We start from the raw sequence: 13,518 nt of genomic DNA on the forward strand, positions 1-13,518 counted from the left end.
GCAATCAGACTCGTTCGGTGTTCAGTGCGGGCAATGGCCGGGACAACCGGCGTCCCGCCATACGGGCCACCAAGTCTAGCAACCCCTGCCGGGCGTTGCCGTTTTCCTGACCCTTGATGACCCGATCCACACGCGCGGCCTCGCCCAGCAGCCCGCGCGCCGCCGGCAGGCTCAGCCGCGACATCGCCTGGCGCAAAGCCTTCTGACCGTCCCCGAAACTGCCCTGGAAGGCCTCGCGATCCGGTGCCCCGGCCGCCTTGCGCTCCATCGCCTGCACCAGCAGGCGGCATTCGCGCGCCAGCGCCCAGAGGATCAGGGGCTCCGGCTGTCCCTCGTCCAGCAGCCCCTCCAGCATGCGCAGGGCATGTCGGGCATCGCCGCGCAGTGCGGTCGGGGCCAGGGCAAACAGCTCGAAGCGCGCGGCGTCGGTGGTGGCTTCGGCCAGCACGGCCTCGTCGATGTCGGTCACGCCCGCCAGCGCCAGCTTCTCGATCTCCTGGCGCGCGGCCAGCAGATTGCCCTCGATGCGCGAGACCAGCAGCGCCAGCGCCGGATCCGTGATCGTCAGGCCATGGCGCTGCAGGCGGGCGCGAACCCACGGACCCAGCTGGGATGGCGGGATCGGACGCGCGTGCAGCACCACCGCACGGTTCTCCAGCGCCTTGAACCAGGCTGCCCGGCGCATGTCCCGATCCGGCCGCGGGAGCTGCAACAGCAGCACGAGATCGTCCTGGGGATCGGCCGCATAGGCCTTCAGGTGATCGCCACCTACCTTGCCCGGCTTGCCAGTGGCCAGGCGCAGGTCCAGCACGCTGCGCTCGGCGAACAGGGACCGGTCGCGGATCGCGGACTCGAACGGCGCCCAGTCGGACTGCGCGGTCATGTCCAGCACGGTCCGTTCCAGATAGCCCTGGTCGCGGGCCGCCGCACGGATCGCATCGGCCGCCTCGATCGCCTGCAATGGCTCCTCGGCCAGCAGCAGGTAGATCGGCGCCACGCCGCGCGCCAGATCCTGTTCCAAGCGGGCGAGATCCTGGGCCATCAGTCGGTAGGTTCTCCAGTCATCGGCTGGTCATCCTCGAACTCGACATCCGTGCGCAACTGCCCGTCGGCTCCGATCACCGCCTGAATACGACGCTGCAGCTGGCTGACGATATCCCGGTTCATTGCCTCGCGCAGGGTCTCCTCGCGCTCGGAACGGCTGAGCACCGCCGAGCCGTCGAACAGATAGCTCCGGCTTGCGTGCAACGTGCCCAGATCCACAGCCTCGCCGTCCACCGGGCGCAGGCGCACCTCCACCGACCGGATCAGTTCGTACTCCGCGACCCGTGCCGCGTCGGTCACCGACAGCGTGCGCCGACGGTCGCGCACGGAGCGCACATCCAGGGTGGCGCCCTGCCCCTCGGGGCGCTGATCGACCACCTCGACCCCGGCCGAGCCGAAGGCCACCGCCAGCTCGCGGTACAGGGAATCACGTGGGTTCACACCGGTGATCTGCACCGGGGCCAGGGCCTCCGGCCAGTCCATGCTGCCGCGCAGCTGGAAGCCGCAGGCGGCCACGGAGACCGCCAGCCACACCACCAGCCCTGCGCGCAGCAGCGCGCTCATTGCGGCTTCACCACGAAGTTCACCAGGCGCCCGGGCACCACGATCACCTTCACCACGTTCTGTCCCTCGATGTGCCGCTGCACGTTCTCGTCACCGCGCGCGGTGGCCTCGATCGCGTCCTTGTCGGCACCGGCGGGGACCGCGATCTCGGCGCGGCGCTTGCCGTTCACCTGCACCGCCAGGGTCTCCTGCGCGGCCTGGCGCGCGGCCTCGTCGACCGTCGGCCAGGCGGTGGTCGCGACCAGCTCGTCATGGCCCAGCGCGCGCCACAGCATCTCGGTCACATGCGGGATGATCGGCGCCAGCATGCGCACGATGCCCTCCAGGGCCTCCTGGCGCACGGCCGCGGCCCGGGCCGCATCCTTCGGGAATTTTCCGAGATCGTTCAGCAGCTCCATGTTCGCGGCCACCGCCGTGTTGAAGGTCTGGCGCCGCCCGATGTCGTCAGTCACCTTGGCGATGGTGTCGTGCAGCTTGCGCCGCAACTCGCGCCCGGCGTCGTCCAGCGCGTCCACATCCAGCGCACCCGGCGCATCGCCGTTCACGTGCTCGTGCACCGCCCGCCACAGGCGCTTGATGAAGCGCTGCGCGCCCTCGACGCCGGAGTCGGACCACTCCAGCGACAGGTCCGGCGGCGCGGCGAACATGGTGAACAGCCGCGCGGTGTCGGCACCGAAGCGCTCGATCAGCGCCTGCGGGTCCACGCCGTTGTTCTTCGACTTGGACATCTTCTCCATGCCGCCCACGACCACCGGCTGGCCGTCCTCGCGGTGGCGCGCGGCCTTCACGGCGCCGTCCTCCGCGCGTTCCAGCTCGACATCGGCCGGATTGATCCAGTCCTTCCCGCCGTCACCGCGTTCGCGGTAGAAGGTCGGCGCGATCACCATCCCCTGGGTCAGCAGCCGGGTGAATGGCTCGTCGGATGCCACCAGGCCCTCGTCACGCAGCAGCTTGTGGAAGAAGCGCGCATACAGCAGATGCAGCACCGCGTGCTCGATGCCGCCGACGTACTGATCCACCGGCAGCCAGTGGTCGGCGCGCGGGTCCAGCATCGCGCTGCCATTGTCCGCGCAGGCGTAGCGGGCGAAGTACCAGCTGGATTCGAAGAAGGTGTCGAAGGTGTCGGTCTCGCGCCGCGCCGCCTTGCCGCATTCCGGGCAGGTTGCCTCGAAGAACTCGGGCATGCGCGCCAGCGGCGAGCCGGCGCCGTCCGGGATCACGTCCTCCGGCAGGCGCACCGGCAGGTCGGCTTCCGGCACCGGCACCGCCCCGCAGTCGTCGCAGTGGATCACCGGGATCGGGCAGCCCCAGTAGCGCTGGCGCGAGATGCCCCAGTCGCGCAGGCGATAGTTGCGCCGGCGCCGGCCCAGCCCGGCCTGTTCCAGGTGTTCGGCGATCGCGGCCTTGGCCGCCTCGGAGGCCTGCCCGTCGAAGTCGCCCGAGTTCACCAGCACGCCGGGGCCGGTGAAGGCCGCGGTCTGTACGTCGCACTCGGCACCGTCGGCGGGGGCAATCACCTGCCGGATCGGCAGACCGTATTGCGTGGCGAACTCGTGGTCGCGTTCGTCGTGTGCCGGCACCGCCATCACTGCGCCGGTGCCGTATTCCATCAGCACGAAGTTGGCGACCCAGACCGGGACCTCCGCTCCGGTCAGCGGGTGGCGGGCGGTAAAGCCCAGCGACCGGCCCTTCTTCTCCATGGTCGCCAGATCGGCCTCGGCCACCCCGCCCTGCGCGCAGTCGGCGACGAACGCGGCCAGTTCGGCATCGTTCTCCGCCAGCGCCTGCACCCGCGGGTGCTCGGGGGCCAGCGCCATGTAGGAGACGCCGAACAAGGTGTCCGGGCGCGTGGTGTAGACAGTAAGCGGCTCGCCGCCATCCACTGCGAATTCCAGCTCCACGCCCTCGGAACGCCCGATCCAGTTGCGCTGCATGGTGCGCACCTGGTCCGGCCAGCCGTCCAGCCCGTCCAGGGCCTCCAGCAGCTCGTCGGCGTAGTCGGTGATGCGCAGGAACCACTGCGGCATCTCACGGCGCTCGACCAGCGCGCCGGAGCGCCAGCCGCGGCCCTCGATCACCTGCTCGTTGGCGAGCACGGTCTGGTCCACCGGGTCCCAGTTCACGGTCGCCTTCTTGCGGTAGACCAGGCCCTTCTTCAGCAGGCGCACAAACAGCCACTGTTCCCAGCGGTAGTAGTCGGCATCGCAGGTCGCGAACTCGCGCGACCAGTCATAGGCGAAGCCCAGGCGCTTGAGCTGGGTGCGCATCTGCTCGATGTTCTGGCGGGTCCAGGCGGCCGGCGGGACGTGGTTCTGCATCGCCGCGTTCTCCGCCGGCAGGCCGAAAGCGTCCCAGCCCATCGGCTGCAGCACGCTCCGACCCTGCATGCGCTGGAAGCGGGCGATCACGTCACCGATGGTGTAGTTGCGCACATGCCCCATGTGCAGCTTGCCCGACGGGTAGGGGAACATGGACAGGCAGTAGAACGGCTCGCCGGGGGCGTCCTCGCGCGCGCGGAAGCAGTCGGCCTCCTCCCACTGGCGCTGTACCTGCGCCTCGATCACCTCCGGGGAATACTGCTCCTGCATGCGCCTCACCTGTGCCTTTATCGCGGGAAACAAAGAACTGCGCAGAATACCAGCCGCCCGTACCCCCTCCAAGCAAACGACGCTGACCGGGGCACCCGGGCAACCCGCCGGTTTTCGAGACGGGCTTCAAAAAATGACCGGAACCACTGCGCATCACGACAGACGGAATCAGTGAGCCCACGAAAAAGTCCCAAGGAGTTGAGGACATGAGTGAGGAAAAGGACGAAATCCCCGTTGTGAAGCGCGCCTATCCCGAAGACCTGGGCGAAGTCGAAAGAGAACACACACCCGAGACCGAGAGTCCCGCAATCCGCACAGTGGAGCCCGACCATCTCGGGACCTGGCTGGGCAAGGGCTGGCGAGACCTCTGGAAAACACCCGTGGCCCTGATACACGGCCTGGTCATCGCCATCGTCGGCCTGGTGCTGCTGGGAATGTCATGGAACCAGCCCTGGATGGCCTTTTCCTTCCTGGCCGGCTTCCTGTTCCTGGGGCCGGTGCTCGCCGTCGGCGTGAACTACCTGGCGATGGAACGCGAACAGGGCCATTCCACTGGCGCAGGCCTCGGCTGGCTTACCCATCTGGGGGGATCGGTCTGGGTATTCGCCCTGCTGCTGGCCCTGATCTTCGTTATCTGGGCGAGCTTCGTCTGGATGTGGGTCGCCGTGCTGAATATCGGCGAACTGGGTGTGACCGGGCAGTTGCATCACCTGGTGGGCACCATGCTGACCACCGGCTCCGGGATCATCTCCCTGATCGGGGTAGTCGTGGCCGCCGTGGTGTTCGGGCTCATAGTCTTCGTACTGAGCCTCGTCACCTTGCCCGCCATGATCGATCACCGCGCCCGCGAGGAGGCCCCGCAGACCACGCTGGTCGACGCGATCGGGATGAGCCTGAAGGCCTTCAACCACAACCGGGGCACGCTGATCCTGTGGGGGCTGATCATTACCACCCTGTTCGTGATCTCGGTGGCCACGGCCTTGCTGGCACTGATCGTGATCTTCCCGTGGCTCGGCTTTGCGATGTGGCACGGCTACCGGGATCTGGTCGAAACTGCGTAAAAAGGCTCTAATCCTGGGGAGGGGGGCAACCGCCCCTCCCCAACAATCGACGGAGGAATCGATGAGCGAAGAACGCAGGGACGAGGAACGCGAGAACCGACTGAGCAGCGCCTACCACCGGATGCTGCACGAGGTCACCGAAGATCTCGAAAAACTGGAAGACAAGACCAGCAAGGCGATCACCGAGACACTGGAAAACGCCCGCGACCGCGTACAGAAGGCCAGCGACCTCACGCGCGAGGAGGCCCACGAGGTCATGGACTATCTGCGCCGCGACCTGCAGGACCTGGGGGCTTACCTGGACAGCCGCAGCGAGGACTGGCGCGGCTGGCTGCGGATCGACCTCGGGCTGATCGAGGCCAGTGTTCTCAATGCGCTGGAGCGCATCGCCGACAGGACTCGCATCGAGATCACCGAGCTGACCGCCCGCGCCCAGGTGATGGGCGAATGGCACACCGGCGAGATCACTGGCCCCGGCGAGCTGTTGTGCAAGAAATGCGGCCATGCACTGCACATGACCAAGGTCGCGCGCATTCCGCCCTGCTCCAACTGCCATAACACGACCTTCCGCCGTGGCCCGGGCGCCAGCGAGACCGCAGAGGCCTAGGAGCCGATCAGTCCCAGGTCCGACAGGCTCATAGTCCAGCGGAAACGTCAGACCAACTGTGACCGGGTGCGGCGACCCACCGCCGCACCCAGCACCACCAGTACCAGCGCAGCCAGCACCGCCGGGCCCTCGCCCAGCGCGGCGGCGGGGGTCAGCCCGGTGCGCGGCTCCAGCGTCCCGCGGACCACCTCGCGGGTAAACAGACCCGAGCGTTCCAGGATACGGCCATCGGCATCGATCAGCGCCGAGATGCCCGTGTTGGTCGAACGCACCATCGGGCGCCCGGTCTCCACCGCGCGCACCCGGGCAATCTGCAGGTGCTGGGCCGGGGCCAGGCTGTCGCCGAACCAGGCGTCGTTGGAGACGTTGACCAGGAATCCGGCCTCCGGCAGTGCCGCGCGAATGTGACGGGAATAGGCGGACTCGTAGCAAATACTGACCCCGGCGGTCGTCCCGGCCATCTCCATGCGGCCATCGCCCCTGCCCGGGGAGAGGTCCGACATCGGGATCTGCAGCAGCCGGTCCAGCCAGGCCAGGCGATCGCGCAGCGGGATGTACTCGCCAAAGGGCACCAGCTGGCGCTTGTTGTAGCCCACGCCACTGCCGACATGCACCACCGAGTTGAAGACATCCCGCCCCTCGGCCTCGTAATCGAAGATACCGACCACCAGCTCGCCACCGGCCTCGGCGAGCTCGCTCGCAATGCCTTCCAGAGGACGGTGAACCTCGGTATAGAACGCCGGTATCGCGGTCTCCGGCCAGACGATCAACGCATCCCCGACGGCCTCGCGGGTCAACTCCTGATAGATATCCAGCGAATACTCGATCCCGTCCGGGGCCCATTTGCGGGCCTGGTCGATGTTGCCCTGCACCATCGCGACCGGGATCTCCTCGCCGGTGGGCTCCACCCAGCGCACGAGCCCCAGTGCCAGCGATGCGATCACCACCGTGACGGCCAGCCCTGCTCCCAGCCAGCGCTTCCCCGGCAGAAATACACTGACCACGGCCACCGCGAGCAACGCGACCATCAGCCCGGCGCCCAGCTCCCCGGCCAGGGGCAGCCAGCCCTGCAGTGGGGTGTCCAGCACCGTGTGCCCGAACAGCAGCCAGGGGAAGCCCGAGAACAGCCAGGACCGGGCCAGTTCCATCAGCACCACACCCCCGGCCAGGGCCAGCAGCCCGGCTGGTCGCGTCAGCGGCAGAAAACGGGCGGCCAGCCCCGCGAGCAGGGCCGGATAAAGGGCCATCATCAGTACGAAGAGCACGGTGATGAACGAGGCCACCACCAGGGGGGCCTGCCCGAATACCAGCAGGCTGTTGAAGATCCAGGTCACGCCGGCCCCGAAGAACCCGAGCCCGAAGGCATAGCCGGTCCAGGCGGCCTGCCGCGGCGGTGCGTCGATCAGCAGGCCAAACCAGACGGCCAGCCCCAGGGGCGCGGCCAGGAACCAGCCGACCGGGGCAAAGGCGAGGGTCGCCCCCGCCCCTGAGACCAGGGCCAGCACTGTGATGGCCCAGGCAGGCAGACGCTCGGCCAGTGGCTGCATCAGGCCCCCTTGTGCTCGCCGCTGTCGGTCGGCTGGCCCTCGAAGGTCTGGCCAGAGTCATCCGAGACCGGGATCACGTCGGGCTCCGGCAGGCGCATCTCCAGCAGATGCAGGCGGCGGTTGTCCGCGCGCAGCACACGAAAGCGCATCCCGTCGATCACAATCTGCTCACCACGTCGCGGCACATGGCCGAAGTGCGACAGCACCAGTCCGCCGATGGTGTCGAAGTCGTCCTCGCTGTAGGCGGTCTGGAAGTAGGCGTTGAACTCCTCCATCGGCGTCAGCGCCTTGATGGTGTAGCGCCCGCCGGGGTGCTGCATGATCTGGGTCAGGTAGTCCTCGACATCGTGCTCGTCCTCGATCTCGCCGACGATCTGCTCCAGCACGTCCTCGATGGTCACCAGCCCGGCCACGCCACCGTACTCGTCCACCACGATCGCCATGTGGTTGCGGCTCAGGCGGAACTCCTTCAGCAGCACGTTCAGGCGCTTGCTCTCCGGCACGAACACCGCCGGGCGCAGGATCTCCTGCATGTCGAAGGCGGCATCGTCGGGCTCGCCGAAAAAGCGCAGCAGGTCCTTGGCCAGCAGGACACCGACGACCTCGTCGCGGTGGTCCCCGACCACCGGCAGGCGCGAGTGCGCGGAGGCGACCACGTCCGGCAGGAACTCGGACAGGCGCGCGTCGCGGCGGACGACCTCCATCTGCGCACGCGGGATCATGATGTCGCGCACCTGCATGTCGGCCACGTTGAGCACGCCCTCGAGCATGGTCAGGGCCTCGGGGTCGACCAGCTCGCGACCGTGCGCATCGCGCAGCGTCTCGATCAATTCGGGGCGGGTGGCAGGATCGCGGCGCGGCCACAGGCGCGTCTTCGCGCGCTCCAGCCAGCGCCGCCAGGTAGGTTGCTCGTCGGGTACGGGTTCAGGCATTGGGGACGGTTCCGGTGGCGGGCGCGCTTGGGTCACGGGCCGGAGAGCCGGTCTGATAGGGGTCGGGATAGCCTAACCCGGCCAGGATCGAGCGCTCAACGGCCTCCATCGCCTCGGCCTCGCCGGGTTCCTGGTGATCCATGCCCTGCAGATGCAGCAGGCCATGCACCACCATGTGATTGTAATGGGCCCGCAGGGACTTGCCCTGCTCGGCCGCCTCGCGCGCCAGCACCGGCGCACAGAGCACGATATCGCCGAGATAGTGCGGCTCGCCCGCCGCCATCGCGGGCAGATCGGGGGCGGGGAAGGACAATACGTTGGTGGCGTAGGCACGCCCGCGAAAGCCCCGGTTCAGTTCCAGGCCTTCGTCGGCATCCACCACGCGCAGGGTTACGCGGGCCCGGCCGGCCCCGCGCCATGCGGCGCGCGCGGCCCGGTGCAGGGTAACGGCGGACGGGATCCCCCGACGCGGCAGGGCATACTGGACCACGACCTCAAGCGTCGCCATCGCCTCGGGGTCCGCCCTCCTGTGCCGCGTCATCCTCGTGTGCGTCGTAGGCCTCGACGATGCGCTGCACCAGCGGGTGGCGCACCACATCGCCCGCCTGGAACCGCGTAATGCTCACCCCCTCCACGCCCTGCAGAATCTGCATCGCGTGCTTCAGGCCCGAACGCTGGCCGCGCGGCAGATCCACCTGGGTGATATCGCCATTGACGACCGCCGTGGAACCAAAGCCGATCCGGGTGAGGAACATCTTCATCTGCTCGACGGTGGTGTTCTGTGCCTCGTCGAGGATGATGAAGGCCTCGTTCAGCGTGCGCCCGCGCATGTAGGCCAGCGGGGCCACCTCGATCACCTGGCGCTCCATCAGACGCGCGGTCTGGTCGAAGCCCATCAGTTCATACAGGGCGTCGTACATCGGGCGCAGGTAGGGGTCGATCTTCTGCGCGAGATCGCCAGGCAGGAAACCCAGGCGCTCGCCCGCCTCCACCGCCGGACGCACTAGCACCAGGCGCTGCACGCGGTCCTGCTCCAGCGCCGCGACAGCGGCGGCCACCGCGAGAAAGGTCTTGCCGGTCCCGGCGGGCCCAATCCCGAAGCTCAGGTCATGCTGCTGGATCGAGGCCAGGTAGCGGCTCTGGCGCGGACCACGGCCCCGGATCACCGCGCGCTTCAGACGCAAGGCGGGATCGGCGGCGGCCGGCTCGGCCTCCGCCAACCCTTCCATGTGCGCGGTCTGCAGTGCCGTATGCACCTGCTCCAGGCTGACCGGTTCCTCCTGCGCCATGCGGTGGAGGTCGTGAATCAGCGCGCCGGCGGCCTGTACCGCGGCCTTCGGCCCGGTCAGGTTGAAGCGCGGCCCGCGATTGTGCACGGCTACGCCCAGGCGCGACTCGATCAGGCGCAGATGGGCATCCAGCGGACCGGACAGACGCGCCAGCGTCTCCTGGTCCCCCGGCTCCAGGGTGAAATCCAGACGATTACTCATCAATCAGGCGCCGACGGCGGCGGGCATCGCCCGCTCGACCGCACGGCCGCGCAGGGAATGCGCCAGGGCCTCGGTGATCTCGACCGGGATCATCTGTCCGATCAGGCTGGGGTCGCCCGCGAAGTTCACGATGCGGTTGTTTGCCGTGCGCCCGGCCAGTTCGCCCGGATTGCGCTTGGCCGGGCCCTCGATGAGGACCGACTCGATGTTGCCGACCATGGCCTGGTTGCGCTCGCGCCCGTGCTGTTCGATCAGGGCCTGCAGCTCGGCCAGGCGAGCCTTCTTGGTAGCCAGCGGCACGTCGTCCGGCAGCGAGGCCGCTGGCGTACCCGGACGGGCGCTGTAGATGAAGCTGAAGGAGAAGTCGAAGTGCAGCTCCTCGATCAGCTTCATGGTCGCCGCGTGGTCGGCGTCCGTCTCGCCGGGGAAGCCGACGATGAAGTCGGAGGACAGGTCCAGGTCCGGACGCGCCTCGCGCAGGCGGCGGATCTTGGACTTGTATTCCAGAATCGTGTGGCCACGCTTCATCTGCGCCAGGATGCGGTCGGAACCGCTCTGTACCGGCAGGTGCAAGTGGCTGACCAGCTTGGGCTCGTCGGCATAGGCCTGGATCAGCGAATCGGAAAACTCCACCGGATGCGAGGTGGTAAAACGGATGCGCTCGATCCCGTCCACCGCGGCGACGTAGTGGATCAGCAGGGCGAGGTCGGCGGTGTCACCGTCTTCCATCGGCCCGCGGTAGGCATTCACGTTCTGCCCCAGCAGGTTGATCTCCTTGACCCCCTGCCCGGCCAGCGCCACGACCTCGGCGATCACGTCGTCGAACGGCCGGCTGATCTCGTCACCGCGCGTATAGGGCACCACGCAGAAGCTGCAGTACTTGGAACAGCCCTCCATCACCGAGACGAACGCGGTCGGGCCATCGGCCTTCGGCTCGGGCAGGCGGTCGAACTTCTCGATCTCGGGGAAGGAGATATCCACCACCGGCGCACGCTCGCGGCGCACCGACTGGATCATCGCCGGCAGGCGGTGCAGCGTCTGCGGGCCGAACACCAGGTCCACGTACGGGGCCCGCTCGCGCAGGGCGTCGCCCTCCTGGCTGGCCACACAGCCGCCGACCCCGATGATCACCTCCGGCCGGCGCTCCTTGATCTGGCGCCAGCGCCCCAGCAGCGAGAACACCTTCTCCTGTGCCTTCTCGCGGATGGAGCAGGTGTTCATCAGCAGGAGATCGGCCTGCTCGGGATCGTCGGTACGCTCCGCCCCGTGCAGCTCGCGCAGCGCGTCGAGCATGCGGTCGGAGTCGTACTCGTTCATCTGACACCCGTGTGTCTGGATGTAGACCTTGCGGATCATGCGTGCGTACTTGTGTTGGTGGACGTCGGGGACATCCCTTTAGAACGGGACGTCGTCGTCATCGAAGGCGCCGCCGGAGACCGGGGCGCTGCTACGGTTGCCGCCCTGCTGGCCACCGCCGCCGTAGGAACTGCCGCCGCCATAGCCCGGATCCTGGTCGAACCCGCCGCCACCGCCACCACCACGACCGCCGATCAACTGCATGTCGTTGGCGACCACCTCGGTGCTGTAGCGGTCATTGCCGGACTGGTCCTGCCACTTGCGGGTCTGGATCTTGCCCTCGATATAGACCTGCGAGCCCTTGGACAGGTACTGCGCGGCGATGTCGGCCAGACGCCCGAACATCACCACCCGGTGCCATTCGGTGTTCTCGCGCTTCTCGCCGGAGTTCTTGTCGGTCCACTGCTCCGAGGTCGCCAGCCGCAGATTGGTAACCGTAACCCCATTGGGGGTCTCGCGCTTTTCCGGATCGGCTCCGAGATTACCGAGCAGGATGACTTTGTTGACGCCGCGGGCCATGGGAACTCCTTAGTGTCTGACGCCTTGTGCAGGGCGCGGGAAACGAACCGTTAAGGAAACACTGATCAATGTACACGCTCGCGTTGGTACCCCAGGTTTTCCGAGACAAGGCGCGTCGTGCAGCGGGTAGTGGTTCTACCCGCAAGGGGCGCAACGCAGAATCGGGGAACCTGGGGTGCCAACCCCGAAGGGGCTCGGCCGCCCGTTGTAATCAAAAACTGGCATGCGCACGGCGTTGCGGCTCCCTTGTGCAGAATGACTGCACGGCAGTCGCTGCGCCTTGTTCGCACGCAAAAGCGACTCGAGCGCAAGCGCGTACATTGGTCAGTGTTTCCTTAATTGTAGCAGGGCGCCCGCGAGCCGGCAGCGCCCGTTTGCGGTATTGCCACAAACGCCGATGGCACTGCTCAACCCCCGCGCGCGGCCACCCCATCGGGGGGCTGCGCCAGCCAGGCCACCAGGGCCTCCGTATCCGGCCCGCCGGGATCGACCTTGAGGTACAGCGACCGCGCATCGGGCGACAGCGCCACCTCCACGATGCCGGGCCAGCCCGCCAGCGCGAAGCGCAGCTCGGCCTCGCGCCCCGCCCAGTGGGCGGGAATCCCCAGTACACGGTTGGATCGATAGCGTGGCTGCATGCGCCAGGCGACCACAAACCAGATCAGCAGCAGGGGGACGGAGGCAAGAAAGACACCGGCGGGCCCCGTAAGGGTCAGCACGCCACCCCCGACCACGCCCCCGGCGAAGATTCCCAGGAACTGCGCCGTGGCAAAGCCGCCCATGGCCGTCCCCTTGTGCGCGACCGGCGCCTCCCGCGCGACCAGGGACGGCAGCCCGGCCTCCAGCAGATTGAAGGCGGCGAAAAACGCCACCATCAGACCCACAAAAAGCCACATACCCATGCCATTGAAGAGGACCAGCGCCAGCAGGAGCTGGACCAGCACGAGCAGGGCAATCGCCCCGCGCATCACCGTATGCACCCGTCGGCGGCGCTCGCCCAGGATGATCCCCGGCAGCATCAGGGCAAAGCCCGCCAGCAGCACCGGGACATAAAAGCGCCAGTGCTCGGCGCCAGCCAGCCCCAGGTACTCGACCAGCAGCAGCGGGATCACGAGGAAATTGGCCGCCAGCACCAGGTGCAGCACGAAGATGCCGAGATTCAGGCGCAGCAGCTCCGGTTCGCGCAGCACCTGCGGCAGCGCGGACCACATGGGGACCATGTCCGGGTGCTGCCGCGAGCGCTCCGGGTTGGGCACCCAGAACAGCAGGATCACGATCGCCAGCACCCCGAGCAATGCGGACAGGCCGAAGACCCCGCTCAACCCGGCCGCGCGATCGACGACCGGCCCCAGCGCCATCGAGGCGGTAAAGGTCAGCCCGATGGTCAGTCCGATCACCGCGAGTGCGCGCATACGTCGCTCCTCGCCCACCAGATCGGCGGTCAGCGCGAGGATCACCGCGGCCACCGCCCCGGCGCCCTGCAGCGCCCGCCCCAGGATCACCCCGTGCACGGTCTCCGCCAGGGCCGCGACCAGACTCCCGAGCACGAAGAGCACGAGCCCGCCGAGGATCAGTGGCTTGCGGCCCAGCCGGTCGGACAACAGACCAAACGGAATCTGCAGCAGGGCCTGGGTCAGGCCGTAGATCCCCAGCGCCAGCCCCATCAGGAGCGGGGTCGCACCCGCGAGCGCGTCCAGGTGCAGCATGAACACCGGCAGCACCATGAACAGACCGGCCATGCGCACGCCATAGATGGCCGCGAGCCCGGAGGTCGCGCGCAGCTCGCGGGGCGTCATGCCGGTGGAATCCG

12 protein-coding genes are annotated in these 13,518 nt (G+C 67.9%); 2 read left to right on the forward strand and 10 right to left on the reverse strand.

Features of this window, described 5'->3' with window-relative positions:
- Positions 1 to 4: 4 nt before the first annotated feature.
- The 3 genes from holA to leuS are packed head-to-tail and all read right to left on the reverse strand — an operon-like array spanning position 5 to position 4,196.
- On the reverse strand, positions 5 to 1,042 hold the full coding sequence (holA, locus tag G015_RS0113130; RefSeq protein WP_018138178.1) for a DNA polymerase III subunit delta: 1,038 nt from the start codon (positions 1,040 to 1,042) through the stop codon (positions 5 to 7).
- Entirely contained in the window at positions 1,042 to 1,608 is a 567-nt protein-coding gene (gene lptE / locus G015_RS0113135; RefSeq protein WP_020146869.1) for an LPS assembly lipoprotein LptE, read from the reverse strand. Before lptE ends, holA begins: the two co-directional genes overlap by 1 nt.
- Complete coding sequence (gene leuS / locus G015_RS0113140; RefSeq protein WP_018994716.1) at positions 1,605 to 4,196, reverse strand: leucine--tRNA ligase; 2,592 nt, start codon at positions 4,194 to 4,196, stop codon at positions 1,605 to 1,607. The genes lptE and leuS overlap by 4 nt, the downstream gene beginning before the upstream one ends.
- 206 nt (positions 4,197 to 4,402) lie before the next feature.
- On the opposite strand from leuS, the gene G015_RS0113145 reads away from it, so the two are divergent.
- Entirely contained in the window at positions 4,403 to 5,257 is an 855-nt protein-coding gene (locus G015_RS0113145) for a DUF2189 domain-containing protein (protein ID WP_018138181.1), read from the forward strand.
- A 61-nt stretch (positions 5,258 to 5,318) separates the two neighbouring features.
- On the forward strand, positions 5,319 to 5,864 hold the full coding sequence (locus G015_RS0113150; protein WP_018138182.1) for a zinc ribbon-containing protein: 546 nt from the start codon (positions 5,319 to 5,321) through the stop codon (positions 5,862 to 5,864).
- 47 nt (positions 5,865 to 5,911) lie between these two features.
- Here the strand turns inward: G015_RS0113150 and lnt are convergent, their stop codons facing one another.
- From lnt to G015_RS0113185, 7 genes are all read right to left on the reverse strand, one after another.
- The gene (gene lnt / locus G015_RS0113155; protein ID WP_020146870.1) at positions 5,912 to 7,411 is read right to left on the reverse strand and encodes an apolipoprotein N-acyltransferase; all 1,500 of its coding nucleotides are present in this window, start codon (positions 7,409 to 7,411) and stop codon (positions 5,912 to 5,914) included.
- A complete protein-coding gene (locus G015_RS0113160) occupies positions 7,411 to 8,343 on the reverse strand; it encodes an HlyC/CorC family transporter (RefSeq protein WP_018138184.1) in 933 nt (310 codons plus the stop codon). The genes lnt and G015_RS0113160 overlap by 1 nt, the downstream gene beginning before the upstream one ends.
- A complete protein-coding gene (gene ybeY, locus G015_RS0113165; RefSeq protein ID WP_018138185.1) occupies positions 8,336 to 8,851 on the reverse strand; it encodes an rRNA maturation RNase YbeY in 516 nt (171 codons plus the stop codon). Before ybeY ends, G015_RS0113160 begins: the two co-directional genes overlap by 8 nt.
- Positions 8,838 to 9,833: a PhoH family protein gene (locus G015_RS0113170; protein ID WP_018138186.1), complete on the reverse strand. Its 996-nt coding sequence runs from the start codon at positions 9,831 to 9,833 to the stop codon at positions 8,838 to 8,840. Before G015_RS0113170 ends, ybeY begins: the two co-directional genes overlap by 14 nt.
- Positions 9,834 to 9,836: 3 nt before the next feature.
- The gene (gene miaB / locus G015_RS0113175) at positions 9,837 to 11,189 is read right to left on the reverse strand and encodes a tRNA (N6-isopentenyl adenosine(37)-C2)-methylthiotransferase MiaB (protein ID WP_018138187.1); all 1,353 of its coding nucleotides are present in this window, start codon (positions 11,187 to 11,189) and stop codon (positions 9,837 to 9,839) included.
- A 39-nt stretch (positions 11,190 to 11,228) separates the two neighbouring features.
- Positions 11,229 to 11,708, reverse strand: a complete 480-nt coding sequence (ssb, locus tag G015_RS0113180; protein ID WP_020146871.1) for a single-stranded DNA-binding protein — start codon at positions 11,706 to 11,708, stop codon at positions 11,229 to 11,231.
- A 407-nt stretch (positions 11,709 to 12,115) separates the two neighbouring features.
- Positions 12,116 to 13,504 carry an MFS transporter gene (locus tag G015_RS0113185; RefSeq protein WP_018994715.1) on the reverse strand — a complete coding sequence of 463 codons (1,389 nt, stop codon included), beginning with the start codon at positions 13,502 to 13,504 and terminating at the stop codon, positions 12,116 to 12,118.
- Positions 13,505 to 13,518 lie beyond the last annotated feature (14 nt).

It is taken from the genome of Thioalkalivibrio sp. ALJ15 (assembly GCF_000383695.1).
Taxonomy (GTDB): Bacteria; Pseudomonadota; Gammaproteobacteria; order Ectothiorhodospirales; family Ectothiorhodospiraceae; genus Thioalkalivibrio.

Excerpts from the sequence above, each read along its gene's own strand:
- lnt (WP_020146870.1), bottom strand. The coding sequence starts at position 7,411 with ATGCAGCCACTGGCCGAGCGTCTGCCTGCCTGGGCCATCACAGTGCTG.
- G015_RS0113145 (WP_018138181.1), top strand. The coding sequence starts at position 4,403 with ATGAGTGAGGAAAAGGACGAAATCCCCGTTGTGAAGCGCGCCTATCCC.
- G015_RS0113170 (WP_018138186.1), bottom strand. The coding sequence starts at position 9,833 with ATGAGTAATCGTCTGGATTTCACCCTGGAGCCGGGGGACCAGGAGACG.
- holA (WP_018138178.1), bottom strand. The coding sequence starts at position 1,042 with ATGGCCCAGGATCTCGCCCGCTTGGAACAGGATCTGGCGCGCGGCGTG.
- ybeY (WP_018138185.1), bottom strand. The coding sequence starts at position 8,851 with ATGGCGACGCTTGAGGTCGTGGTCCAGTATGCCCTGCCGCGTCGGGGG.
- G015_RS0113160 (WP_018138184.1), bottom strand. The coding sequence starts at position 8,343 with ATGCCTGAACCCGTACCCGACGAGCAACCTACCTGGCGGCGCTGGCTG.
- G015_RS0113185 (WP_018994715.1), bottom strand. The coding sequence starts at position 13,504 with ATGACGCCCCGCGAGCTGCGCGCGACCTCCGGGCTCGCGGCCATCTAT.
- miaB (WP_018138187.1), bottom strand. The coding sequence starts at position 11,189 with ATGATCCGCAAGGTCTACATCCAGACACACGGGTGTCAGATGAACGAG.
- G015_RS0113150 (WP_018138182.1), top strand. The coding sequence starts at position 5,319 with ATGAGCGAAGAACGCAGGGACGAGGAACGCGAGAACCGACTGAGCAGC.
- ssb (WP_020146871.1), bottom strand. The coding sequence starts at position 11,708 with ATGGCCCGCGGCGTCAACAAAGTCATCCTGCTCGGTAATCTCGGAGCC.
- leuS (WP_018994716.1), bottom strand. The coding sequence starts at position 4,196 with ATGCAGGAGCAGTATTCCCCGGAGGTGATCGAGGCGCAGGTACAGCGC.
- lptE (WP_020146869.1), bottom strand. The coding sequence starts at position 1,608 with ATGAGCGCGCTGCTGCGCGCAGGGCTGGTGGTGTGGCTGGCGGTCTCC.